At 69.7% G+C, this 23,268-nt stretch carries 21 protein-coding genes; 5 read left to right on the top strand and 16 right to left on the bottom strand.

Annotation, left to right across the window (positions count from 1 at the left end):
• The 4 genes from AC1D1T_RS16855 to AC1D1T_RS16840 all read right to left on the bottom strand — a co-directional run.
• Positions 1–974 (bottom strand): M48 family metalloprotease (locus AC1D1T_RS16855; protein WP_047501971.1); only part of this gene is annotated, 974 nt, incomplete at its 3' end.
• Positions 975–987: 13 nt separating this feature from the next.
• Positions 988–1,581, bottom strand: coding sequence for a LemA family protein (locus tag AC1D1T_RS16850; RefSeq protein WP_465111435.1), 594 nt, complete (start codon positions 1,579–1,581; stop codon positions 988–990).
• A 113-nt stretch (positions 1,582–1,694) separates the two neighbouring features.
• The gene (locus tag AC1D1T_RS16845; protein WP_465111434.1) at positions 1,695–2,447 is read right to left on the bottom strand and encodes an SEL1-like repeat protein; all 753 of its coding nucleotides are present in this window, start codon (positions 2,445–2,447) and stop codon (positions 1,695–1,697) included.
• An 11-nt stretch (positions 2,448–2,458) separates the two neighbouring features.
• Entirely contained in the window at positions 2,459–4,495 is a 2,037-nt protein-coding gene (locus AC1D1T_RS16840) for a bifunctional 2',3'-cyclic-nucleotide 2'-phosphodiesterase/3'-nucleotidase (RefSeq protein WP_477826681.1), read from the bottom strand.
• A gap of 168 nt (positions 4,496–4,663) precedes the next feature.
• Between AC1D1T_RS16840 and AC1D1T_RS16835 the strand changes: the two genes are divergently transcribed.
• Both AC1D1T_RS16835 and AC1D1T_RS16830 read left to right on the top strand, forming a co-directional pair.
• Positions 4,664–5,419 carry a sulfite exporter TauE/SafE family protein gene (locus tag AC1D1T_RS16835; RefSeq protein WP_477826678.1) on the top strand — a complete coding sequence of 252 codons (756 nt, stop codon included), beginning with the start codon at positions 4,664–4,666 and terminating at the stop codon, positions 5,417–5,419.
• 20 nt (positions 5,420–5,439) lie between these two features.
• The gene (locus AC1D1T_RS16830; protein WP_477841044.1) at positions 5,440–6,156 is read left to right on the top strand and encodes an ArsR/SmtB family transcription factor; all 717 of its coding nucleotides are present in this window, start codon (positions 5,440–5,442) and stop codon (positions 6,154–6,156) included.
• Here AC1D1T_RS16830 and queC read toward each other — a convergent pair.
• From queC to AC1D1T_RS16775, 11 genes are all read right to left on the bottom strand, one after another.
• Positions 6,114–6,851, bottom strand: coding sequence for a 7-cyano-7-deazaguanine synthase QueC (gene queC, locus AC1D1T_RS16825; protein WP_477825620.1), 738 nt, complete (start codon positions 6,849–6,851; stop codon positions 6,114–6,116). The two genes, AC1D1T_RS16830 and queC, sit on opposite strands and share 43 nt — an antisense overlap.
• Positions 6,848–8,152, bottom strand: a complete 1,305-nt coding sequence (locus AC1D1T_RS16820) for a glutamate-5-semialdehyde dehydrogenase (RefSeq protein ID WP_477825621.1) — start codon at positions 8,150–8,152, stop codon at positions 6,848–6,850. Before AC1D1T_RS16820 ends, queC begins: the two co-directional genes overlap by 4 nt.
• A 31-nt stretch (positions 8,153–8,183) precedes the next feature.
• Positions 8,184–9,170 (bottom strand): dipeptide ABC transporter ATP-binding protein, encoded by a 987-nt coding sequence (locus AC1D1T_RS16815; RefSeq protein ID WP_047501543.1) that lies wholly within the window; start codon positions 9,168–9,170, stop codon positions 8,184–8,186.
• On the bottom strand, positions 9,167–10,138 hold the full coding sequence (locus AC1D1T_RS16810) for an ABC transporter ATP-binding protein (RefSeq protein ID WP_465111429.1): 972 nt from the start codon (positions 10,136–10,138) through the stop codon (positions 9,167–9,169). Before AC1D1T_RS16810 ends, AC1D1T_RS16815 begins: the two co-directional genes overlap by 4 nt.
• A 5-nt stretch (positions 10,139–10,143) precedes the next feature.
• A complete protein-coding gene (locus tag AC1D1T_RS16805; RefSeq protein ID WP_477992185.1) occupies positions 10,144–11,061 on the bottom strand; it encodes an ABC transporter permease subunit in 918 nt (305 codons plus the stop codon).
• A 10-nt stretch (positions 11,062–11,071) separates the two neighbouring features.
• Positions 11,072–12,079: an ABC transporter permease subunit gene (locus AC1D1T_RS16800; RefSeq protein WP_465111427.1), complete on the bottom strand. Its 1,008-nt coding sequence runs from the start codon at positions 12,077–12,079 to the stop codon at positions 11,072–11,074.
• A 102-nt stretch (positions 12,080–12,181) separates the two neighbouring features.
• Positions 12,182–13,789 carry an ABC transporter substrate-binding protein gene (locus tag AC1D1T_RS16795; protein WP_047501535.1) on the bottom strand — a complete coding sequence of 536 codons (1,608 nt, stop codon included), beginning with the start codon at positions 13,787–13,789 and terminating at the stop codon, positions 12,182–12,184.
• Between the two features lie 85 nt (positions 13,790–13,874).
• A complete protein-coding gene (locus AC1D1T_RS16790; RefSeq protein WP_477992184.1) occupies positions 13,875–14,912 on the bottom strand; it encodes an AEC family transporter in 1,038 nt (345 codons plus the stop codon).
• A 27-nt stretch (positions 14,913–14,939) separates the two neighbouring features.
• The gene (locus AC1D1T_RS16785) at positions 14,940–15,161 is read right to left on the bottom strand and encodes a hypothetical protein (RefSeq protein WP_477825624.1); all 222 of its coding nucleotides are present in this window, start codon (positions 15,159–15,161) and stop codon (positions 14,940–14,942) included.
• 99 nt (positions 15,162–15,260) lie between these two features.
• On the bottom strand, positions 15,261–16,076 hold the full coding sequence (locus AC1D1T_RS16780; protein ID WP_477825625.1) for a phosphate/phosphite/phosphonate ABC transporter substrate-binding protein: 816 nt from the start codon (positions 16,074–16,076) through the stop codon (positions 15,261–15,263).
• Positions 16,077–16,322: 246 nt separating this feature from the next.
• Positions 16,323–18,998, bottom strand: a complete 2,676-nt coding sequence (locus AC1D1T_RS16775; protein WP_477841318.1) for a DNA topoisomerase III — start codon at positions 18,996–18,998, stop codon at positions 16,323–16,325.
• A gap of 126 nt (positions 18,999–19,124) precedes the next feature.
• Between AC1D1T_RS16775 and AC1D1T_RS16770 the strand changes: the two genes are divergently transcribed.
• Genes AC1D1T_RS16770 through AC1D1T_RS16760 form a run of 3 tightly spaced genes read left to right on the top strand, consistent with a single transcriptional unit; the run spans position 19,125 to position 21,323 of the window.
• Positions 19,125–19,661: an SET domain-containing protein gene (locus tag AC1D1T_RS16770; RefSeq protein ID WP_477826263.1), complete on the top strand. Its 537-nt coding sequence runs from the start codon at positions 19,125–19,127 to the stop codon at positions 19,659–19,661.
• 7 nt (positions 19,662–19,668) lie between these two features.
• A complete protein-coding gene (locus AC1D1T_RS16765; RefSeq protein WP_052211333.1) occupies positions 19,669–20,658 on the top strand; it encodes a biotin--[acetyl-CoA-carboxylase] ligase in 990 nt (329 codons plus the stop codon).
• The gene (locus AC1D1T_RS16760; RefSeq protein WP_047501524.1) at positions 20,658–21,323 is read left to right on the top strand and encodes a hypothetical protein; all 666 of its coding nucleotides are present in this window, start codon (positions 20,658–20,660) and stop codon (positions 21,321–21,323) included. Before AC1D1T_RS16765 ends, AC1D1T_RS16760 begins: the two co-directional genes overlap by 1 nt.
• Before the next feature lie 33 nt (positions 21,324–21,356).
• Here AC1D1T_RS16760 and AC1D1T_RS16755 read toward each other — a convergent pair whose 3' ends face one another.
• Entirely contained in the window at positions 21,357–23,150 is a 1,794-nt protein-coding gene (locus AC1D1T_RS16755; protein ID WP_477992183.1) for a S8 family peptidase, read from the bottom strand.
• Positions 23,151–23,268 lie beyond the last annotated feature (118 nt).

Raw genomic sequence — 23,268 nt, 5'->3', positions numbered from 1 at the left:
AGCGGCGGCATCGCGCGGCCGTAGACGCGGCGCACGCGCTCGGGCAGCGGCGGGTGCGTGGACAGCCAGCCCGCCGGCGCCTGCATCAGCTGGCCAGCCAGCAGGCGCGACGGCACGCGCAGCAGCGCGGCCTCGCGCCCGTCGACCTGGTGCCAGATCTTGCGCAGCGTGCCGCCCAGGCCGTCGCGGCTGCGGGTGAACTGCACCGCGCTCGCATCGGCCAGCAGTTCGCGCTGCCGCGACACGGCGGCCTGCAGCACCTGGCCGGCGACCCAGCCCAGGCTGCCCGCCGCGATGAAGACCGGGCCGATCAGCACGCCGGGAAAGGTCCGGTTGCCCTCTTCGTCGGCGTCGAACAGCCGGTGGCCGTAGCCGTGCACCAGCGACAGGCCCCACACCAGCGCCAGCAGCAGCATGTGCAGGCGCAGGTCGCCGTTGTGGATGTGCCCGAACTCATGCGCGACGAGGCCTTGCAGCTCGTCGCGCGTCAGGCGCTGCAGCGCGCCGCGCGTCACCGCGACCACCGATTCCTCGGGCGACCAGCCGGCCGCGAACGCATTGATGGCGCTCTCGCGCTCCAGCAGGTAGACGCGCGGGCGCGGCAGGCCGCTGGCGAGCGCCATCTCGTCGACGATGTTCAGCAGCCGCCGCTCGGTGACGTCGCGCGGGTCGAGCAGCTCGCGCCCGCCGGCCCATTCCGCCACGTGGGCGCCGCCGCCGCTGCGCAGCCGCGCCGTCTCGACCCAGCAGCCGCCCAGCACGAACAGCAGCACGATCGCGGTGTTGGTCTCGAAGAAGAGCGGCGGCAGGCCGGGGAAATCGGCGTCGCGCAGCAGCAGCGCGGCAGCGCCCCACCAGAGTCCGAGCAGTGCCGCGTTGACCACCAGCACCAGCGCGACCAGCAGCAGCGCGAACAGCGCCAGCAGCCGTTGCGTGGCCTGGCGGGTCTCGTCCTGCTGGTCGCGAAAGCGCACGGCCGCGCGCGAACTACAGCTGCACGCGCACCGCGGCGCGCTCGGCCTCGCTCGTGGTGGACTGCAGCATCGCGGCCTCGCGGAAGCCGAACAGCGCGGCCAGCAGCCGGGTCGGGAACTGCTGCGCGGCGACGTTGTAGTCGAGGGCCGCGTCGTTGAACAGCTGGCGCGAGAACGCCACCTTGTTCTCGGTGCTGGTCAATTCCTCGGACAGCTCGCGCAGGCTCTGGTCGGCCTTCAGCTCCGGGTAGGACTCGACCAGTGCCATCAGCCGGCCCATGGCCGAGCCGAGCACGCCCTCGGCCATCGAGAGACTCGTCACCGGCCCGGCGGCACCGGGGCGCGAACGGGCCAGGTCGGCAGCGGCCTTGGCCTGGTTGCGGGCGGCGGTCACGGCTTCGAGCGTCTCGCGCTCATGGGTCACGTACTTGCGCGCGACCTCGACCAGGTTGGGGATCAGGTCGTAGCGGCGCTTGAGCTGCACGTCGATCTGCGCAAACGCATTGCCGATCACGTTGCGCAGGCGCACCAGGCGGTTGTAGGCACCGACGGCCCAGAAGACCAGCACGGCAAGGATGATCCAGGCGACGATTTGGGTGGTGCTCATGGATGTATTGTGCCCCCCAGTCGCTTCGCTCCTGCCCCCGAGGGGCGCCACCCGGCGGCCCGGCAAAGCCGGTTCCGCGGGCGTTGCTTGATCGATCGCGGCCGGTGGCCTGCTCAACGCTCGACCGGCGGATGCTTCAGCGAATGCGCCACCTCGGCCAGCGCCTCGCGCGCCTGCTCGCTGTCGCGCGCCAGGCCCAGCTCGCCGCGTTCGTAGGCCATCGCGAGCGCCTGGTGGGCCGGCGGATATTCGAGGGCCGCCGCTTCACGGTACAGCACCAGCGCCCTCGCCTCGTCGCGCGGCACACCATCGCCCTCGCGCGCGGCATTGGCCAGCAGGAACAGCGCCTGCGGATCGTGCGCCTGCGCGGCCTGCGCCAGCCAGCGCGCTGCAGCGGCCGGATCGCGCGCGCGGCGCGCCAGCAGGCCGCGCTGCAATGCCGCGCCCGCATGGCCTGCCACGGCGGCGCGCTCGAAATCGCGTGCCGCCTGCGCCTCGTCGTGCTGCGGCCCGGATTGCAGGTGCAGCTTCCCCAGCTGGTACGAGGCCTGCGCATCGCCCTGCTGCTGCGCCGCCTGCAGCCAGCGCAGCGCCTCGGCCCGGTCCGCAGCGTCGGCCGTCGCGGCCAGCACGCTGCCGAGCGCCTGCTGCGCCTGCGCCGCGCCACCCTCGGCGCGATAGCGCAGCTGCTGCAGCGCCTGCGCGTCGCGGCCGGCACCGGCGCGCACCGCGAGCTGTTCGGTCGACACTGCCGCCAGCGCTCCGCGGTCGCCACGGGTGCTGACGCCCACCGCCAGCGCCGCACTGGCGGCGGCGAGCGCGACCAGCGCCCACACGGTGTGCTCGAACAATCGCGCCATCGGCATGCCTCTCTCTCTTACTGCGCCAGGTCGATCGCGTACACCGACAGGCTCTTGCCGCTGCCGTCGTCCGCCTGCTGCAGCGTGATGCCGGCGAGGCCCGCGGCCTGCGCCAGCGCGAGCTGGTTGGCCGCCGACTTGAAGGTCACCGCCCCGGCCGTCGTCACCTTCGTGAAGCGCCAGCTGCGGTGCGAGCCGTTGGCCACACGGGTCAGGTTCTTCGCGGTCTTGATGTACGAGATCAGCGCATCGCGGTTCGCGTCGGGCGACGCGTAGATCGTCTTGCTGCCGTCCAGGCCGGGGAAGCTGCCGCCGCCGCTCGCGCGGTAGTTGTTGGTCGCGACGACGAACTGCGCCGCCGCGTCGATCGCCGCGCCCTTGTACATGAGGTTCTTGATGCGGCTGCCGACCGCTTGCGTCACGTCGATCTCGTACTGCATGTCGGCCGACGTGAACATGTCGAAGTTGTAGCCCGGGTAGGTGCTGACCAGCTCCTGCGCCGTGGTCAACGCCGGGTTGATCGTGTTGAAGCGCTTGGCCGCGGTCTCCAGCCAGGCCTTGATGTCGGCACCCGTCACCTTCACTGCATAGATGGTGTTCGGGTACAGGTACAGGTCGGCCGCGTTGTTGATCGCGAGCGGGCCGGCGGCCACGTCGGTGAAGTCGTTGCCGCCGCCGAAGCCGGACTTGAACGGCGCGCTGACCGACAGCACCGGCAGCGTCTTGAACTCCGGCAGGTTGGCCTGGATGTAGGCCGAGACGTAGTCCGCCTGCGCCTGGTTGACGATCTCGATCGCGCCGGGCTCGCCCACGTCGGCGAAGTAGGTCGTCATGCGGAAATCGGTCGTGCCGACCGGCGTCTTCACGTACGCGATGGTCGCCTGGTGCTCGGCCTCGATCAGCGGGGCGACCGTCGCATCGACCGCGACATAGGTCTTGTCGGCGTTCTGCGTCGAACGTGCCTCGACCGTGGTCTTCGTCGTGTCGACCGTCCACTTGCTGCCGTCGTGCTTCAGGTTCAGGCCGATCACCCCCAGGTGCTTGCCCCAGAAGTTGGCCATCACGGTCGGCACGCCGTTGACCGTGCCCTTGACCTTGTCGACACCGGTCTGGTTGAACTGCCCGACGGTGCTCTTCGCGTCCGGGAAGATCTGGTGCGAGTGGCCGATCAGCATCGCATCGACGCCGGCCACCTTCGACAGGTGCCAGCTGCCGTTCTCCATCGTCGGCGAGTAGGCCCCGGCGTCGAGCCCGCCGTGCGAGATCACGACGATCAGCTCGGCGCCCTTGGCCTTCATCTCGGGGATGAACTTCTCGGCGGTTTCCTTCACGCCTTCGGTGTAGACCTTGCCGTCCAGCCAGCGCTTGTCCCAGGCCAGGATGGCGGGCGGCGCGAAGCCGATGAAGCCGACCTTGACCGGCACGCTCACGTCCTTGCCGGCCGGGTCCTTGGCCTTCAGCGTCTTCGTGACGATGGTGTACGGCGTGAACAGCGGCTGCTTGCTCTTGACGCTGTAGACGTTGGCCAGCACCTGCGGGAAGGCCGGGCCGGCGCAGGTCGGCTGCGTGCTCAGTGCCGGCATGCCGTCGACGTCGAACTTGTTGCCGGTGACCTGCGCCAGGTAGGGCAGGCCGTAGTTGAACTCGTGGTTGCCGATGCCGCCCACGTCGTAGCCGGCGGCGTTCATCGCCTTGTAGATCGCCAGCGTGTCGGTGCAGGCGATCGGCTTGACCAGCGCCTGGTAGTCGGACACCGCGGTACCCTGGATGGTGTCGCCGTTGTCGACCAGCATCGAGTTGGCGAACTCGGCGCGCGCGGTCTTGATCAGCGTCGCGGTGCGCTCGAAGCCGAGCGTCGTGTCATCGGCCAGCTTGAAGTAGTCGTAGCTGCGCACGTTGGTGTGCAGGTCGGTGGTTTCCAGCAGCGCGAGCTGCGCGGTCGTGCCGGCTGCGACCACCGGTGCCGCCGGTGCGGCGTCGTCGCTGCCACCGCAGGCCAGCAGGCCGGCCCCCAGGGCGATGGCGCCGAGCCCTGCACCCAGCTTCCAACCCATGCGTCGATCGAACATCATCCTCGCTCCTCGTTGTGTGGTCGCCGTCGGGCGAAGCGTGGAGTGTCGCGACGGCATGTGGCAGGTCTGTGAAATCCGATACTTCGATCCAGCCCGAAGCAATCAATGGGCCACCGGCGCGACGATCCGGCATCGCTCCCAGGAATCCCCATGACCTCCCTCGACCTGATGCTGCTGCTGGCCTTCGCCGGTTTCGTCTTCGCCCTCGCCGGTTTCGTGAAGGGCGTGATCGGCCTCGGGCTGCCGACCATCTCGATGGGCCTGCTGAGCGTCGTGATGCCGCCGGCGCAGGCGGCCGCGCTGCTGGTCGTGCCGTCGTTCGTCACCAACCTCTGGCAGATCGCCGGGCCGGGCTTCGGCGCGCTGCTGCGCCGGCTGGCGACGCTGCTGATCGGCGTGTGCGCCGGTGTCGCGCTCGGCGCCGGCTGGCTGAGCGCCGGCCATGCGCCGGGCTGGGCCGGGCTCGCGCTCGGGCTGTCGCTGCTCGCCTATGCCAGCCTGGGGCTGCTGTCGGTGCGGCTGCAGGTGCCGGCGCGGCTCGAGCCGTGGCTGGCGCCGTGGATCGGCATGGCCACCGGCCTCGTCACCGCCGCGACCGGCGTGTTCGTGATCCCGGCCGTGCCCTGGCTGCAGGCGCTCGGCCTGGCGAAGGACGATCTGGTGCGCGCGCTCGGCATCTCGTTCCTGGTGTCGACTGTCGCGCTGGCCGTCAGCCTGCGCCATGGCGGTGCGCTCGATGCACAGGCCGCCGGCAGCTCGCTGCTGGCGCTGTTGCCGGCCCTGCTCGGCATGGGCCTCGGCCAGCGGCTGCGACGCGCGGTACAGCCGGAGACCTTCAAGCGTGTGTTCTTCACCGGACTCTGGCTGCTCGGTGCCTACCTGGCGTTGCGCTCGGTGCTGCGCTGAGCACGTGCGAGGATCCGGCCATGAGCAGTCCTGAACCGCGCTTCGCCCGCATCGCCGCGATGATCGGCGACCCGACCCGCGCCCGCATGCTGGCCGCGCTGATGGGTGGCCAGTACCTCGCGGCCGGCGAGCTGGCCGAGGTGGCGGGCGTCACCGCGCAGACCGCGAGCACGCACCTGACGCAGCTGGTCGACAACGAGCTGGTCGTCGTGCGCACGCAGGGCCGGCACCGCTACTTCCGGCTCGCCGATGCCGACATCGGCCACGCGCTGGAGGCCTTGTCGCTGGTGGCCGAGCGCGCCGGCAGCGCCGACAAGTGGAACCACGGCGCCTACAAGCCGCTGAAGGCCGCGCGCACCTGCTACAGCCACCTGGCCGGCGAACTGGGCGTCGCGCTGTTCGACGGGCTGCTGGCGCGCGGCACGCTGGTGCCGCGCGACGGCCAGTTCGTGCTGACCGACGTCGGCCGCCACGAACTGCAGACGCTGGGCGTCACGTTGCCGGCGGCCGGGGCCAAGCGCCAGGCCTATGCGTGCCTCGACTGGTCGGAGCGCCGCGACCACCTCGCCGGGGGCCTGGCCGTCAGCCTGCTCGACCACGCGATCGAGCACGGCTGGCTGCGCCGCGTCGACGGCTCACGCGCGTTGACGCTGACGCCGGACGGCCGGCGCGCCCTCGCGCCGTGGCTGTCGGCTCAGCCGGCGCGTTCGGTGTCGGCGAACGGCATCGCGCCGTGACGGCGCCATGCACCGTAGCCGCGCGAGCGCAGCGCGCAGGCCGGGCACTGCCCGCAGCCGTAGCCCCACTCGTGGCGCTGCGTGCGCTCGCCGAGGTAGCAGGTGTGGGTGTGCTCGACGACGATCTCGGTCAGCGCTTCGCCGCCCAGTTCGTCGGTCAGCGCCCAGGTCTGCGCCTTGTCGAGCCACATCAGCGGCGTCTCGATCGTCATCGGCGTGTCCATGCCGAGGCTCAACGCGACCTGTTGCGCCTTCAGCGTGTTGTCGCGGCAATCGGGGTAGCCCGAGAAGTCGGTCTCGCACATGCCACCCACCAGCACGCTGAGCCCGCGGCGGTAGGCCACGGCGGCGGCGAACGTGAAGAACAACAGGTTGCGGCCCGGCACGAAGGTGTTCGGCAGGCCGCTCGCGTTCATCTCGATCGCGCGCGACTTGGTCAGCGCGGTGTCGGAGATCTGGCCGAGCAGCTGCAGGTCGAGCAAATGATCGTCGCCGAGCTTGCCGGCCCAGCGCGGGAACTTCGCATGCAGTTGCGCGCGCACGTTGAGCCGGCATTCCAGCTCGACGACGTGGCGCTGGCCGTAGTCGAAGCCGATGGTCTCGACGTGGGCATAGCTTTCGAGTGCCCATGCGAGGCAGGCGGTGGAATCCTGGCCGCCGGAGAACAGCACCAGGGCGGATCGCGGATCGCTCATGTGCGCACTTCCCCTTGGCCGAGCACGACCCATTTCATCGACGTGAGCCCTTCCAGGCCGACCGGGCCGCGCGCGTGGAACTTGTCGGTGCTGATGCCGATCTCGGCGCCCAGCCCGTACTCGAAGCCATCGGCGAAGCGCGTGCTGGCATTGACCATCACGCTGGCCGAATCGACCTCGCGCAGGAAGCGCATCGCGTGACCGTGGTGCTCGGTGAGGATCGCATCGGTGTGGTGCGAGCCGTGGCGGTTGATGTGCGCGATCGCCTCGTCGACGCCATCCACCAGCTTCACGCTGATGATCGGGGCGAGGTATTCCTCGTTCCAGTCCTGCTCGCTCGCGGCCGTGAGCGTGAGCCCGGCCACCGGCTGCAGCAGCGCGAGCGCACCCGCATCGCAGCGCATCTCGACGCCCTTCGGCGCCCACAGTGCGCCCAGGCGCGGCAGGAAGGCGGCCGCGATGTCGCGGTGCACCAGCAGCGATTCGGCCGCATTGCAGGGGCTGTATTTCTGCGTCTTCGCGTTGTCGGTCACGCGCAGCGCGAGTTCCAGATCGGCCTGCGCATCGACGTAGACGTGGCAGTTGCCGTCGAGGTGCTTGATCACCGGCACGCGCGCCTCGCGGCTGATGCGCTCGATCAGGCCCTTGCCGCCGCGCGGGATGATCACGTCGACCGCTTCCGGCGACGAGATCAGGTGGCCGACGGCGGCGCGGTCGGTGGTCTGCACCAGCTGCACCGCATCGGGCGGCAGGCCGGCCTCGGCCAGCGCCGCCTGCACCAGCTTCCACAGCGCGAGGTTCGAATGGATGGCTTCCGAGCCGCCGCGCAGGATGCAGGCGTTGCCGCTCTTGATCGCGAGCGATGCGGCCTCGATGGTCACGTTCGGGCGGCTCTCGTAGATCATGCCGAACACGCCCAGCGGCACGCGCATCTGGCCCACGCTGATGCCGCTCGGCCGGCGGCGCAGCCCGGTGATCTCGCCGATCGGGTCGGGCATCGCGGCGATCTGCTCGCAGCCTTCGGCGACGGTGGCCAGCACCTTGGGCGTGAGTTTCAGGCGATCGACCATCGGGGCGGCCAGGCCGGCGGCCACGGCGGCGTCGATGTCCTGCTGGTTGGCCTGGGCGAGTGCGCCGCCGTCTTCGCGCAGCCGGCGCGCCAGCGCGAGCAGCGCGGCGTTCTTCGCGGCGGTGGAGGCGGCAGCCATTCGACTGCTGGCGGCGCGTGCCCCGGCGCCCATGTGGGCGATCGCGGCCTGGAGGTCGTTCGAGGTCATGGGGGCGATTGTCGCAAACCCCATGCCGGCCAGGGTCGTTGCGGGAATCGCCCTGTCAGGCCAGCTCCTCCGAGCGATGGCAGGCCGCCAGTTGCCCCGGCGCCACCTCGGCCAGCACCGGCACCTCGACGCGGCAGCGCTCGATCGCATGCGGGCAGCGCTTGTGGAACGCGCAGCCGCTCGGCGGGTTCAGCGGCGACGGCAGCTCGCCGGCCAGCACCGCCTTCTGCGCGCGCGAGGCGGCATCAATGCGTGGCGTGCTCGCCAGCAAGGCCCGCGTGTACGGGTGGCGCGGCGCGGCGAACAGCTGCCGCTTCGGCGCCTTCTCGACCACCTTGCCGAGGTACATCACCAGCACCTCGTCGGCGATCAGCTCGACCACCGCCAGGTTGTGCGAGATGAAGACGTAGGCCACCTGCGTCTCTTCCTGCAGGTCCATCAGCAGGTTCAGCACCTGGGCCTGGATCGACACGTCGAGCGCCGACACCGGCTCGTCGGCGACGACGATGCGCGGCGAAAGCATCAGCGCGCGCGCGATCGCGACGCGCTGGCGCTGGCCGCCGGAGAACATGTGCGGATAGCGCTGGTGGAACTCCGGGCGCAGCCCGACGCGCGCCATCATCGCGCGCGCGCGCTCGGTGCGTTCGGCGGCCGACAGCGTGGTGTTGATGACCAGCGGCTCCTCGAGCGCATGGCCGATCCTCTTGCGCGGGTTCAGGCTTGCGAACGGGTTCTGGAACACCATCTGCACCTCGCGGCGCAACCGCTTGCGGGTGGCCGCATCGGCGTTCGCGACGTCGACGCCGGCCAGCACCAGGTGGCCGGTGGTCGGCGCCTCGATCATCGTGATCTGGCGCGCGAGCGTGCTCTTGCCGCAGCCGGATTCGCCGACCACGGCCAGCGTGCGGCCGGCCTTCACCTCGAACGACACGCCGTCGAGCGCGCGCGCCAGCGCCTTCGGCTTCAGGAAGCCCTGCGAGACCGGGTAGTGCTTGGCCAGGTCGTTGGCGACGAGCACGACTTCATCACGTTCGGTCGTCATGCCGCCACCTCGGTCAACGGAAAGAAGCAGCGCGCCTGCGCGCCTTCGGGCCCGTACAGCGCCGGCCGCTCGGCACGGCACCTGTCCTGCACGCGCGGGCAGCGCGGCGACAGCAGGCAGCCGCCCGGCCGGTCGTACGCCCCCGGCACCACGCCGGGCATCGAGCTGAGCCGGCGCCGGCCGATGTTGTGCTCCGGCAGCGCCGACAGCAGCGCCTCGGTGTACGGGTGGCGCGGCGCCTCGAAGATGCGCGGCACGCCGGCCGTCTCGACCACCTCGCCGGCGTACATCACCTGCACGCGCTGCGCGACCTCGGCGACCACGCCCAGGTCGTGCGTGATCAGCATCAGCGCCATGCCGCGTTCGCGCTGCAGGCGCAGCAGCAGCGCGAGCATCTGCGCCTGGATCGTCACGTCGAGCGCGGTGGTCGGCTCGTCGGCGATCAGGAGCCGCGGGTTGCAGGCGATCGCCATCGCGACCATCACGCGCTGGCTCATGCCGCCCGACAGCTGGTGCGGATAGGCATCGAGCCGCCGCTCGGCATCGGGAATCTCCACGTCCTTCAGCAGCTGCAGTGCGCGCGCCCGCAGCGCCTTCTTCGAGCCGCCCTCGTGGATGCGCAGCGTCTCCATCAGCTGGTAGGCCACCGTGAAGCACGGGTTCAGGCTGCTCATCGGATCCTGGAAGATCATCGCGATGTCGCGGCCCAGCATCTGCCGGCGCTGCTTCAGCGGCATCGTCAGCAAATCATGGCCGTCGAAGCGCAGCGCCTGCGCCGAGACCCGGCCGGGCTCGTCGATCAGGCCCATCAGCGCGAGCGCGGTCACGCTCTTGCCCGAGCCCGATTCGCCGACGATGCCCACCACCTCGCCCGCATCGATGCGCAGGCTCACGCCGTCGACCGCCTTGAACGGCGACGCGACCGGGCCGAACTCGACCCGCAGTTGATCCACTTCGAGCAAGGGCATCGGTCTTATCTCTTCAGCTTCGGGTCCAGCGCGTCGCGCAGCCCGTCGCCCATCAAATTGAAGGCCAGCACCGACACCAGGATCGCGAGACCCGGCAGCGTGACGACCCACCACGCGCTCTGGATGAACTCCAGCGCGCTGGCCAGCATCGAGCCCCATTCGGGCGTCGGCGGCTGCGCGCCCAGGCCGAGGAAACCGAGCGCAGCCGCATCGAGGATGGCGGTCGAGAAGCCGAGCGTGGCCTGCACGATCAGCGGCGCAGCGCAGTTCGGCAGCACGGTGTCGAACATCAGCCGCAGCGTGCCGGCACCGGCCAGCCGCGACGCGGCGACGTAGTCCTTGCCCAGCTCGCCGATCACCGCGGCGCGCGTCAGCCGCACGAAGTGCGGCAGCATCACGATCGCGATCGCGTACATCGCGTTCATCAGCCCGGGGCCGAGGATCGCCACCACCGACACCGCGAGCAGCAGGCTGGGCAGCGCCAGCATGATGTCCATCAGCCGCATGATCGTGAACTCGATGCCGCCGCGGAAGAAGCCGGCCAGCAGGCCGAGCACGACGCCGATGCTCAGCGACAGCCCGACCGACACCAGGCCGATCAGCAGCGACAGCCGCGTGCCGTGGATCAGCCGCGACAGCACGTCGCGCCCGACCGGATCGGTGCCGAGCAGGAAGCGGTGGCCGTTGACCGGCTCCCACGACGGTGCATGCAGCGTCGCGTCGCGGTACTGCTCCGACGGCGAATAGGGCGCGATCACGTCGGCCAGCAGCGCGCACAGCAGCAGCGCGATGACGACCGCGAGGCCGATGATCGCGCCGCGGTTGCGGCGGAAATCGCGCCACAGCTCGACGAGCTGCGTCGGCGGGGTGCCGGTCTCGGGCGATGCGGTGACGGTGGCTTGCGGGGGGCTTGCTGGATTCATCGTGCCGCCCTCAGTGGTGCCGGATGCGTGGGTTGATCACGCCGTACAGGAGATCGACCACCAGGTTGACCGCGATGATCACGGTGGCCGACATCAGGATGCCGCCCTGCACCGCCGGGTAGTCRCGCCGGTGGATCGCCTCGACCAGCCACTTGCCGATGCCGGGCCACGAGAAGATCGTCTCGGTGAGGATCGCGCCGGCCAGCATCGTGCCGACCTGCAGGCCCACCGTCGTGACGACCGGGATCAGCGCATTGCGCAGGGCATGGATGCCGACCACGCGCCAGGTCGACGCGCCCTTGGCGCGCGCGGTGCGCACGTAGTCCTCGCGCAGCACCTCGAGCATCGACGAGCGCGTCATGCGCGCGATCACCGCCAGCGGGATGGTGCCGAGCGCGACCGCCGGCAGGATCAGGTGCGAGACTGCGCTGCGGAACGCACCGGGGTCATCGGACAGCAGCGAGTCGATCAGCATGAAGCCGGTGACCGGCGGGATGTCGAACTGGATCGCGATGCGGCCCGACACCGGCGTCCAGCCGAGCGTGACCGAGAACAGCAGGATCAGCAGCAGGCCCCACCAGAAGATCGGCATCGAGTAGCCGGTGAGCGAGGCGCCCATCACGGTGTAGTCGTAGACGGTGTTGCGCTTCATCGCGGCCAGGATGCCGGCCGGCAGGCCGATCGCGAGCGCGAGGAACAGCGCGACCATCGACAGCTCGATGGTGGCCGGGAACAGCGTCAGGAATTCGCGGAAGACCGGCTCGTGCGTGATGGTCGACAGGCCCAGGTCGCCATGCAGCGCGCGCCAGACGTAGTCGAGGTACTGCTGCCACAGCGGGCGGTCGAGGCCGAACTCATGCACCAGGCGCGTGTAGCGCTCGGGCGTCATGCCGCGTTCGCCGGACATGGCTTCGACCGGGTCGCCCGGCAGCAGGCGGATCAGCGAGAACACCAGCAACGTGATGCCGATGAAGGTCGGCAGCACCAGCGACAGGCGTTTGGCGAGGAAGGAAATCATGTGGAAGGTGCCAAGCGAGGAGCGGGCCGAGCGCCGGGCCGCCCCAAGCCGGCCCGCATCCCCTCGGGGGATCGGCCGGCGTACCCGCCGGCCGAGGGGTCGTCATTTCGCGAGGTCGACCTTGGTGAAGTAATGGTGCGCCGTGGCATCCATCTTGTAGCCGATCACTTCCTTGCGCACCGGATCGAAGCGCACCGAGTGGGCGATCGGGATCCACGGCGCTTCTTCGTGCGCGATCTCCTGGGCCTTGGCGTACAGCGCGGCGCGGTCGGCCTGCTTCGTCACGGCCTTGGCCTTCTGCACCAGCTCCTCGAAGCCCTTGTCGCACCAGCGCGCGACGTTGCCGCCACCCTTCACCGCCGAGCAGCCCAGCAGCGGCACGAAGAAGTTGTCGGGGTCGCCGTTGTCGCCGGACCAGCCGAACATCATCGCGTGCTGTTCACCGGTCTTGCTGCGCTTGCGGTACTCGCCCCACTCGAAGGTGATCAGCTTGGTCTTCACGCCGATCTTCTCCCAGTCGGCCTGGATCAATTCGGCCATGCGCTTGCCGTCCGGGTTGTACGGGCGGGTCACCGGCAGGTACCACAGCTCGACCTCGGTGCCGTTCGGGAAGCCCGCCTTGGCCAGCAGTTCCTTGGCCTTGGCCGGGTCATACGCGTAGTCGGTGACCTTGTCGTTGTACGACCAGAGCGTCGGCGGGATCGGGTTCTTGGCCGGCTGGCCGGCGCCCTGGAACACCGAGTCGAGGATCGCCTTCTTGTTGACGGCCATGCTCAGCGCCTGGCGCACCTGCTTGTTGTCGAACGGCTTCTTCTCGACGTTGAACGCGATGTAGCCGACGTTCAGGCCGTTCTGCTGCACCAGGTTGATGTTCGGGTCGGTCTTCATCAGCGCGACGTCGGCCGGCTTCGGGAAGGCCATCACATGGCACTCGCCGGTCTTCAGCTTGGCGTAGCGCACCGAGGCGTCGGTGGTGATCGCGAACACCAGGTTGTCGATCTTCGGGCGGCCGCCCCAGTAGGCGTCGAAGGCCTTGTAGCGGATCACCGCATCCTTCTGGTACGAGACGAACTGGAACGGGCCGGTGCCCACCGGTTCGCGGTCGAGCGCCTCGGGCGTGCCGGCGGCCTTCATCTTCTCGCCGTACTCGGCCGACAGGATCGACGCGAAGTCCATCGCCATGTTGGCCATGAACGGGGCCTCGGCCTTCTTCAGCACGAACTTGACCGTCATCGCGTCGACCTTCTCGACGCGCTCGACGATGTCCTTCATGCCCATGTCCTCGAAGTACGCGTAGGTCGCGCCCGGCTGGGTCTTGGCCAGCGGGTGGTTCGGGTCGGCCATGCGGTTGTACGAGAACAGCACGTCGTCGGCGTTGAAGTCGCGCGTCGGCGTGAACTTGGCGGTGCTGTGGAACTTGACGCCCTTGCGCAGCTTGAAGGTGTAGCTCAGGCCGTCGGCGGCGGCACTCCAGCTCTCGGCCAGCGCCGGGATGATGTTGGTGGTGCCGGTGTCGAACTCGACCAGGCGGTTGAACATCGGCACGGACACCGCATCGAACGTGGTGCCGGTGGTGTAGTACTGCGGGTTGAAGCCTTCCGGGCTGCCCTCGGAGCAGTAGACCAGCGTCTTGGCCGCGAACGATGCGCCCGCGCAGGCCAGCAGGCAGGTGGCCGCAAGGGCCTGGAGGGGGAAGCCGCGAAGTTTCATGGGGGTGGGTCCTGAGAAGGGTTGTCCAACGTCTGAAGGAAAGGCGCCGCCTTGTGGGCAGCGCGGCGGATGATAGCGCGCTGGCCTAGGCCAGCACGCCGGGCAACCACAGCCACAGCGGTGCCGTCAGCATGTAGCCGCAGGTCGACAGCACGATCGCCGCGGTGGCCTCGGCTTCGAGCGCCGTGTAGCGCTGCGCGAAGATCAGCGCATTGCTTCCGATCGGCAGCGCCGCCGCCATCACCACCACCGCCAGCGGCAGCCCCGAGAGCGCGAAGCCCCAGTGGCCGACGACCAGCACCAGGGCCGGCAGCACCAGCAGCTTGAGCACCGAGATCACCACGGCACCGCGCACGGCGCCCTGGATGCCGTAGTACGCAAGTGACATGCCAATCAGCACCAGGCACAGCGGCACGACCGGCAGGCCGAGCTGGACCAGCACCTCGTCCAGCACCGCGGGCATCGCCAGGCCCGACAGGTTCCACGCCAGCCCGGCCAGCACCGGCAGCGTCACCGGATGGATGATGGTGTTGCGGGCGGTCCGCGCCAGCGTGCGCCCCAGGTGGGCGCTCGAATGCCCCTGCCGCACCCGCGAATCAGGGTACCTGCGTGCTTCGCACTCCGGTGTTCGGCCTTGGGGCGGCCCGGCGGCCTCACGCGCCAGGTCGAACTCGACCAGCGCGGTGAGCACCGTCAGCAGCGTCAGCGCATGCAGGCTGACGATCGCGACGTGGATCGACAGCCCGGCCTCGCCGAACAGCGCGGTGGCGAGCGGGATGCCGACCTGCACCGTGTTGCCGAAGCTGGCCGAGATCGCGCGCACGCTGGGTGCGGCCGTCGGGAGCGTGCCGGCACGCACGCGCGGCCGCTGCCAGGCGTAGACGCCGAGCAGCAGCGCGAGCACCGGCACGAAGAACGCGACCAGCGTGCCCCACGGCATGCCGACGAGGTCGAGCCGCGACGTGGTGCGAAACAGCAGCGCCGGCACGAAGATGTAGAACGCGGCGTTGCCCAGCACGCGCGCAGGGTCGTTCTCACCCAGCCAGCGCAGGCGGCCGGCCAGGTAGCCGAGGGCGACGATCAGGAAGATGACGAGGAGCTTGAGCAGCACTGGCGGCGACATCGCCCCAGTATCGATCAAGCCCTCGCGTCAACCGGGTGTCGTTGCGGCAGCGGCGGGGTTGACCCGCTTGGTCGGCATGCTCAGCCAGTAGACCTTGACGCCGCGGCCGAGGGCGGTGCGGTCGATCGCGGCCACCTTCTGCTGGTCGACCTCGTAGGTGGCTGAGCCCGGGGTGCTGGCGCAGGCGCCCAGCAACGCCACGGGCAACAAAGCGGGCAGAACACAGAACGCACGAACAACACGCAGCATGGCGGGCTCCTCGGGAAACGTTTCCGGGCTTCCCGAGATTAGGCGTCGCGCGGCCGCAGCGCAACCGGCACGAACCCGAGCCCCCCAGGGCCAGCGGCCCTACAGGCCCAGCCAGGTCCCGATCGACATCAGCGCCGCGTCGTCGTAGCGCACGAAGCCCTGGAACTTGGTCGGTTCGAGCTTCTTGCGGCCTTCGTCGGTGCCGTCCAGCCCGAGCAGGTACTCACGCACCTTCTCGACCTGCTCGGCCGACAGGTTGGGGCTCGCGATGATGTGCTTGATCGGCACCGGCTTGGACTTGAACATCACCTTGCCGCCTTTGGCCAGCCAGTCCTTGACCACCGCGTTGGACGCCGTCGCGCCGGCCTGCGTCAGGTTGTTCTCGACGAAGAACGGCACCGCGTCCTGGTAGCGGGTGTAGGTGGTGGCGACCAGCTTCGGGTCGCCGATGGCGTCACGCAGCGAGGCGCGGACCATCCAGGCGGTGATCGAGTCCTCGTCCGGCGCGCCCAGCTTGCGGCCCTTCAGGTCGGCGAGCGACGCCACCGGCGAGTCGGACTTCACGAGGAAGCTGGCGCGGTACTCCAGGAAGCCCTTGGTCACCGCGACCAGCTTGTAGCCGGGGTTCTTCATCGCGGCGATCGAGATGTGCGCCGGGTGCACCATCGCCAGGTCGTAGGCCTTCTCGGCCAGCCCGCGCTTGAGCGACGGGTAGTCGCCGATCGGCTCGATGCTGACCGGCTGCTTCAGGATCTTGCCCAGGTCGGCCGCGATCGCGGCGTACTTGGCCCGGATCTCTTCGCTCGGGACGCGGTAGGTCACGCCCTCGTTGACCGCAAAGACCAGGGCCTGCGCCCAGGGCGCGCAGGCGGCGAGCGCCACCGCGGCCAGCCATCGGAAGTCACGCAGTTTCATTCGGAATCCCTGTTCCTGTGTTTGACGCCTGCGGCCCCAACGACAGGCCGCGCCGCCGCATCACCCCGGAGCATCGACGGTCGCCAGATGTGACAACCGGTAACCGAACCGAGTGTGTGCGCACTTGTAGTGGACGCAGTGTCGCACTACACAGGAGTCACAACATGCCGCTACGAGAGACTCGACGTGACAAATGTCGTGACTAGAGAATGAATGAATACCSGGGAGTAACGTTTAAACCCCAATTCAAGCCCCGCCGTCGGCCGCCTTCTTCGTGACCTTCCGGACCGCCTTCTTGGCCGGGGCCTTGGCAGCCGGGGCCTCGGCCTCGGCCGGCGCTGCGGTCTTCGCGGCCGCGGCCTCGCCCGCGGCCGTCTTGGCAGGCGGCTTCGCGGCGCGCGGCTCGAACTCGAAGCTGACCTTGCCCTCCTTCTTGTCGAAGGCCAGGAAGGCCTTGAACTTGCGCCGCGTCTTGTTCGAGACGAAGTTCTCCAGCAGGTCGGTCTTGCCGGTGGCGAGCAGCTTGCTCATCTGCTCGCGGGCCACCGGCTGCTGCAGGATGATCTTGCCGCTCTTGAAGTCGCAGGTGATGTGCGCGCCGACCGCATGCTCGCAGACGTAGGAGCTGCCGAACTCGAAGACGCGGCCCTGGCACTTCGGGCAGTGGCCCAGGCTCTCCTGGTCGGAGAAGTCGACCGGCTCGCCGGCCTCGGCGTTCTTCGCGTCCTCGCCGAAGTCGAACTCCAGCTTCCAGTTCTTGATCTCGTCGTCGAACGCGAGCTTCAGCTCGGCGGTGAACGGCCAGCCGGCCTTCGAGCGGAAGCCCTCGAGCGGGCCGATCTTCTTGTCGGCCAGGAAGCGCTCCACCTCGTCGAGCTCGAAGCTGCGCCCGCCGGGGATCTTGCTGATCGAGAAGCCGCAGCCGTTGTCCTCGGCCGGGCTGGTGCCCACGCAGGTGAAGCGGCGGTAGTTCTCCTTCACGACGCCGCCGCAGTTCGGGCAGGGTGTCTTGAGGGTCGCGTAGTCGCCGGGAATGGTGTCGCGGTCGTACTCCTTGGCCTTCGCGACGATGCGCTGCGTCATCGCGGCGATCTCGGCCATGAAGGTCTCGCGGCTGAGCTTGCCCTTCTCCATCTCGGACAGCTGGAATTCCCAGTTGCCCGTCAGCTCGGGCTTGGTCAGGTCCTCGACGCCCAGGCCGCGCAGCAGCGTCGTGAGCTGGAAGGCCTTCGCGGTCGGGATCAGCTCGCGGCCCTCGCGGTGCATGTACTTCTCGAGGATCAGCCCTTCGATGATGGCCGCGCGCGTGGCCGGCGTGCCCAGGCCCTTCTCCTGCATCGCCTCGCGCAGCTCGTCGTCGTCGATCAGCTTGCCGGCGCCTTCCATCGCCGACAGCAGCGTCGCCTCGCTGTAGCGCGCCGGCGGCTTGGTCTTCATCGGGTTGACCGCCACGTCCTCGGTGCGCACCAGCTCGCCCGGGGCCACCGCCACCAGGTTGGCGTCGTCCTCCTGCGCCTCGCGGCCGTACACCGCGAGCCAGCCCGGCTTCACCATCACCTTGCCGTTGGTCTGGAAGCTGTGCTCCTTGCCCGCCGCCTTCACGGTGCTGATGCGTGTCGTGACCATGAACTCGGCCGGCGGGAAGAAGACCGCGAGGAAGCGCTTGACGACCATGTCGTACAGCTTGGCCTCGACCTCGGTCAGGCTGCGCGGCGCCTGCAGCGTCGGGATGATGGCGAAGTGGTCCGACACCTTCGCGTTGTCGAAGATGCGCTTGTTCGGCTTGACGTAGCCCTCCTTGAGCGCCTTCGCCGCATGCGCCGACAGCGGGCGCAGCGGGCCGGGCAGGTCGTCGGTGGCGAGCATCTGCATCGTGTCCTTCACGACGGCGACATAGTCTTCCGGCAGGTGCTTGCTGTCGGTCCGCGGGTAGGTCAGCACCTTGTGCTTCTCGTACAGCGCCTGCGCGATGCTGAGCGTCGTCTTCGCGCTGAAGCCGAAGCGGCTGTTGGCCTCGCGCTGCAGCGTGGTCAGGTCGTAGAGGCCGGGCGAGCTCTGCGTGCTGGGCTTGGCCTCTTCGGTGACGCTCGCCGGCTGGCCGCGCGCCGCCTCGGCGATGGCCTGCGCGTCGGCCGCGTTCCACAGGCGGTCGGCGCGCTGCTCGGCGTCGTCGGGGTTCTTCTTCCACTTCGGGTCGAACCACTTGCCCTCGTACTCGCCGGCCTGCGCCGCGAAGGTGGCCTTCAGCTCCCAGTAGTCACGCGAGACGTGCTTGCGGATCTTCTCCTCGCGCTCGACGACGATCGACAGCGTGGGCGTCTGCACCCGGCCGACGGTGGTCAGGAAGAAGCCGCCGTCGCGCGAATTGAACGCGGTCATCGCCCGCGTGCCGTTGATGCCGACCAGCCAGTCGGCCTCGGAGCGGCTGCGCGCCGCCTGGGCGAGGCCCTGCAGGCTTTCGTCGCTGCGCAGGTTGTCGAAGCCGTCGCGGATGGCCGCCGGCGTCATGCTCTGCAGCCACAGCCGGCGCACCGGGTGCTTGCTCTTCGCGTGCTGCTGGATCAGCCGGAAGATCAGCTCGCCCTCGCGCCCCGCGTCGCAGGCGTTGATCAGGTCGGTGACGTCCTTGCGCTTGACCAGCTTGACGATCGCGTTCAGCCGCCCCTTGCTCTTGTCGATCGGGTTCAGGTCGAAGTGCGGCGGAATCACCGGCAGGTTCGCGAAGCTCCACTTGCCGCGCTTCACGTCGAACTCCTCCGGCGCCTTGATCTCCAGCAGGTGGCCGACGGCGGAGGTCACGATGTGGTGCTCGCCCTCGAAGTACTCGTCGTGCTTCTCGAACTTGCCCGCGGTGGGCGTCAACGCACGCACGATGTCCTGGGCGACGGAGGGCTTCTCGGCAATGATCAGTGACTTGCTCATGGGACTTTCTGGTGATGGCTCGGCCGGGGTCGGCGCGTGCTCTCTACAATCCGGGCTTCTCGCGCGCATGCACGCACACGCATGCACGCGCGCGCACCCATGAATTCAATGTACCCAAAGAAACCGATGACGCAAGCCGGCACCGCCAAGTCCCCTCGGTCCACCCCTCGGTCCAGAGCGACCGCCCCCGCGAAGGACGCCGGCGCCACGGCCGCCGGCCGGCGCATCCAGGTGCGCCGCTCCGGCGTGCACGGCAAGGGCGTGTTCGCGATCGCACCGATCGCCCGCGGCGAGGTCGTGATCGAGTACAAGGGCGAGGTGATCCCCTGGGAAGAGGCGCTGCGCCGCCATCCGCACGACCCGAAGGACCCGAACCACACCTTCTACTTCCAGCTCGACGACGGCGAGATGGCGATCGACGCCAAGTACGGCGGCAATGCTGCGCGCTGGATCAACCACGCCTGCACGCCGAACTGCGAATCCGACGAGATCGACGGCCGCGTGTTCATCAAGGCGAGACGCGCGATCAAGCCGGGTGAGGAACTGTTCTACGACTACGGCCTGATCATCGACGAGCGCTACACGCCGAAGCTGAAGAAGGAATACGAATGCCGCTGCGGCACCCGCAACTGCCGCGGCACGATGCTCGCCCCGAAGCGCTGAGGCTGCGATGAGCGACCCCACCGAAGACGACATCCCCGACACCACGCTGCCTGCGGCATCGCCGCAGCACTGGGGTGCCGAGGCGCTGTGGCAGCAGCTCGAGCCGCTGCTGCCGGGGCTCAGCGTCGAGGTCGTCGCGCGCATCTCGTCGACCAACACCGCGCTGCTGGAGCGCGCCCGCGTCAACATCAGCGCGATCGACGAGGCCGCGGCCGAGCTGGTGCAGGTGCGCCGCAGCGTCGAGAGCGCCGCCTTCGGCCGCCGCGCCGCCGACGTGCAGCCCTGCCTGCTGGTGGCCGAGCACCAGACCGGCGGCCGCGGCCGCATGGGTCGCGTCTGGAAGGCCGCGCCGGTCGCCTCGCTGACCTTCTCGCTGTCGCTGCCGATGAACCCGCCGGACTGGTCGGGGCTGTCGCTCGCGGTCGGCTGTGCGCTGGCCGACGCGCTCGACCCGCGCACGCCGGGCGATGCGAGTGCGCCACGGATCGGCCTGAAGTGGCCGAACGACCTGTGGCTGATGGAGGCCGGATCCGACGCGGGCCGGCTGGGCCGCAAGCTCGGCGGCGTGCTGATCGAGACGGTGGCGGCCGGCCCGCGGCGGCTGGCGGTGATCGGCATCGGCATCAACGTGCAGCCGATGCATGCCACCGAGCTGAACACCGGCTACGGCTGCGTGCAGGAGATCGACCCCGCGCTGACCGCGCCGGCCACGCTCGCGCGCGTCGCGCTGCCGCTGGTGAAGGCGCTGATCGAGTTCAACCGGCGCGGCTTCGGTGCCTTCGTCGACCGTTTCGCCGCACGCGACCTGCTGCGCGGCCGCGCGATCACGACGACGCAGGCCGACGTGGCCGAAGGCATCGCCGACGGCGTCAGTGCCAACGGCATGCTGCGCGTGCTCACCGCCGACGGCCCGCGCGAGGTCGGCAGCGGCGAGGTCAGCGTGCGCCTGACGCCGGCGGACGGCGGCGCGCCCGACCCGCAGGCCGAGGACGCCTGATGCTGCGTGCGATCGTGCTGTTGCTGCTGCTGGCGAACCTGGGCTTCTGGGCCTGGACGCAGGGACAGCTCGACGGCGTGGTCGGCGTGCGCGCACAGGGCGACCGCGAGCCGGAGCGGCTGGCGCGCCAGGTGCGCGCGGACAGCGTGCACATCCTGCCGGCGGGCGCGGCCTCGGCGCCGGCCGGCACCCCGGGCGAGCCGGCACTGGCCTGCCTGGAGGCCGGTCCGTACACGCCGGCGCAGATCGCGAGCGCCGAGTCCGCGTTGCAGAGCGCCTTGCCGCCCGGCAGCTGGAGCAGCGTGAGGAACGAGCTGCCGGCGGTCTGGATGGTCTACATGGGCAAGTACCCGAACCGCGAAGGCCTGCAGAAGAAGGAAGACGAGCTCAAGCGGATGAAGGTGCCGTACGAGGAGCTGCGCAACGCCCCCGAGTTCGAGGTCGGCTTGTCGCTCGGCCGCTTCGACAACAAGGACACGGCCGACAAGGCGCTGGCCGAGCTGACGCAGCGCGGCGTGCGCACCGCGCGGGTCGCGCAGTTGTCGGCGCCGGGCGTGAGCCACACGCTGCGCATCCCGCGCGCCGACGATGCGCTGTGGGCGCAGGTGATGGCGCTGAAATCGGACGCGTTGCTGGGCCGGCCGTTCGGCAGCTGCGCCAAGTGATTCGCAGCCCGGATGGCCATCCGGGTTCGTCGATCAGGCCGGAACCGTACGCCGCAGCGCGGCCACCGCAGCCAGCAAGCCCAGCAGCCAGCCGAAGCCGAGGGCGCCGCCGCCATCGTCGCCCGGCGGGTTGATCGGCGGATTGCCCGGATCGTTGCCCAGCCCGTTCGAAGGCAGGTCCTGGCCCTGGGCCGCGGCGGTGCGCAGCGCCGGGGTGTCGATCACGACCGACGACCAGTTCGGCGCGGTGTAGCCGGTCGGGTTCGCCGCGTACACCAGGGCCTGCGCCGCATCCATCAGCCCCGCACCGCAGGTGCTCGTGGTGCAGATGCAGCGGCCCGGGTTCGAGTTCGAACACGCGCCGACCACCGGCGACGTGACGTGCGGCCGCGCGCTGCGCTTGAGCCCGTCGATCACCTGCGCGGTCGTCAGGTTCGGGTTCACGCTGACCATCAGGCTCAGCACGCCGGACACCAGCGGCGTCGCGAAGCTGGTGCCGAACTCGTTGGCGTAGATCGGCGTGCCGGGGGTGCTGAATCCGCCGTTGCTGATCGTCAGCAGGCCATCGTCGTTGATCGTGCCGCCCCATGCGCCGATCTGCGAGGTGTCGCCGCCGACCGTGGCGATCTGGATGCTGGCGCCGAAGTTCGAGTAGCTGGCCTTGAAGCCGTCACGGTTCACCGCGACGACGCCGACCACGCCGCTGCAGTTGGCCGGACGCGTCACCTTGCCGCTCTCGTTGCCGGCCGGCGCGACCACGACGGCGTTCACCGCGGCCAGGTCGTTGATCGCGCTCTGGTAGGCGGCGTTGCAGTCGTTGCTGCCGCCGAAGCTCAGGTTGATCACGCGCGCGGGATGCGGGTTGATGGGCAGCGTGTTGTTGCTGCTGTCCAGCACCTGCAGGCCCGCCGCCCAGCGCATGCCGTCGACGATGTCGGCGACCGTCGCGCCGCACTTGCCGGAGATGCGCACCGGCAGCACGCGGCTGGTCCAGTTGACGCCGGCCACCCCGGTGCCGTCGTTGCTGGACGCGGCCGCGATGCCCGCCGTCGTGGTGCCGTGCCAGGAGCTGTCCTCGACGCCGCAGCCGCTGAAGGCCGCATTGCTCAGGTCCGCTTGCGAGACCCAGTCGCCCGGATCGCTCGGATCGGTGTCCCAGCCGTCACCATCGTTCGCGTACTCGATCTCCGAGACGAAATCGCGGCCCGGCCAGTAGCGCGCTGCCGACAGGTCCGGGTGCRTGGTAACGCCCGAATCGAGGATCGCGATCGTGACCGTCGCGCTGCCTTGCGTCGTGTCCCAGGCGCCCTGCACGCCCGGCACGCCGCGCATGCGGTCGCTGGCGACGTTCGTGTTCGATCCGCTGACCGGTTGCAGCCACCACTGCCCGGTGGTGCTGACGGTCTTCGGGAAACGCGGATCGTTCGGCAGCGCCAGCCGGCGCTCCAGGTCGTTGGTGACGACCCACTCCACGTCCGGTTGCGCCCGCAGCTTGGCGGCCATCGTCGCGGCCTCGCCGGCCGACAGCACGTGGTCGAAATCGACCCGCTGCGCCGCGCGCCCGTTCGGCGAGATCTTCAGCGGCGCGAGGCCGGAGGCGCGCATCACGCCCTGCAGCCGCTCGGTGCCCGCCCTCGTGATGCCGAGTGCCGCGGCCTGCTCGTGCGACGGTGCGTCCTTCAGCTTCACCAGCAGACCGAGCGCGCGTGGCGCCGTCGAGGCGGCCGGCAGCGAACGGTCCGGCAGGGGGGTCGCCGCGGCGGCGTGACCGGCGGCCAGGGCGCCGAGCACCGCGAGGGCGCAGGGGAGTGTCAGGAAGTGGCGCATGGGGATGTCTCCGTCGAGTGGAGATCATGCCCCAATGCGGGGCCTCAAGTTGTGTGCAAGGGTCTGCGCCGGCCGTGCGGCCCGCGCAGCGCCAGCACCGCCGCGAGCAGCCCGGCCA

Source organism: Rhizobacter sp. P2_H3 (genome assembly GCF_056403355.1).
The sequence above is the reverse complement of the archived record's forward strand: the minus strand, read 5'-3'. Positions and strand labels throughout refer to the sequence as shown.

Coding starts and splice junctions, on each gene's coding strand:
- AC1D1T_RS16790 (WP_477992184.1), bottom strand. CDS start 14,912: ATGTCGCCGCCAGTGCTGCTCAAGCTCCTCGTCATCTTCCTGATCGTC.
- AC1D1T_RS16770 (WP_477826263.1), top strand. CDS start 19,125: ATGACGCAAGCCGGCACCGCCAAGTCCCCTCGGTCCACCCCTCGGTCC.
- AC1D1T_RS16835 (WP_477826678.1), top strand. CDS start 4,664: ATGACCTCCCTCGACCTGATGCTGCTGCTGGCCTTCGCCGGTTTCGTC.
- AC1D1T_RS16815 (WP_047501543.1), bottom strand. CDS start 9,170: ATGACGACCGAACGTGATGAAGTCGTGCTCGTCGCCAACGACCTGGCC.
- queC (WP_477825620.1), bottom strand. CDS start 6,851: ATGAGCGATCCGCGATCCGCCCTGGTGCTGTTCTCCGGCGGCCAGGAT.
- AC1D1T_RS16805 (WP_477992185.1), bottom strand. CDS start 11,061: ATGAATCCAGCAAGCCCCCCGCAAGCCACCGTCACCGCATCGCCCGAG.
- AC1D1T_RS16795 (WP_047501535.1), bottom strand. CDS start 13,789: ATGAAACTTCGCGGCTTCCCCCTCCAGGCCCTTGCGGCCACCTGCCTG.
- AC1D1T_RS16850 (WP_465111435.1), bottom strand. CDS start 1,581: ATGAGCACCACCCAAATCGTCGCCTGGATCATCCTTGCCGTGCTGGTC.
- AC1D1T_RS16765 (WP_052211333.1), top strand. CDS start 19,669: ATGAGCGACCCCACCGAAGACGACATCCCCGACACCACGCTGCCTGCG.
- AC1D1T_RS16785 (WP_477825624.1), bottom strand. CDS start 15,161: ATGCTGCGTGTTGTTCGTGCGTTCTGTGTTCTGCCCGCTTTGTTGCCC.
- AC1D1T_RS16830 (WP_477841044.1), top strand. CDS start 5,440: ATGAGCAGTCCTGAACCGCGCTTCGCCCGCATCGCCGCGATGATCGGC.
- AC1D1T_RS16845 (WP_465111434.1), bottom strand. CDS start 2,447: ATGCCGATGGCGCGATTGTTCGAGCACACCGTGTGGGCGCTGGTCGCG.
- AC1D1T_RS16760 (WP_047501524.1), top strand. CDS start 20,658: ATGCTGCGTGCGATCGTGCTGTTGCTGCTGCTGGCGAACCTGGGCTTC.
- AC1D1T_RS16820 (WP_477825621.1), bottom strand. CDS start 8,152: ATGGGGTTTGCGACAATCGCCCCCATGACCTCGAACGACCTCCAGGCC.
- AC1D1T_RS16780 (WP_477825625.1), bottom strand. CDS start 16,076: ATGAAACTGCGTGACTTCCGATGGCTGGCCGCGGTGGCGCTCGCCGCC.
- AC1D1T_RS16840 (WP_477826681.1), bottom strand. CDS start 4,495: ATGGGTTGGAAGCTGGGTGCAGGGCTCGGCGCCATCGCCCTGGGGGCC.
- AC1D1T_RS16810 (WP_465111429.1), bottom strand. CDS start 10,138: ATGCCCTTGCTCGAAGTGGATCAACTGCGGGTCGAGTTCGGCCCGGTC.
- AC1D1T_RS16775 (WP_477841318.1), bottom strand. CDS start 18,998: ATGAGCAAGTCACTGATCATTGCCGAGAAGCCCTCCGTCGCCCAGGAC.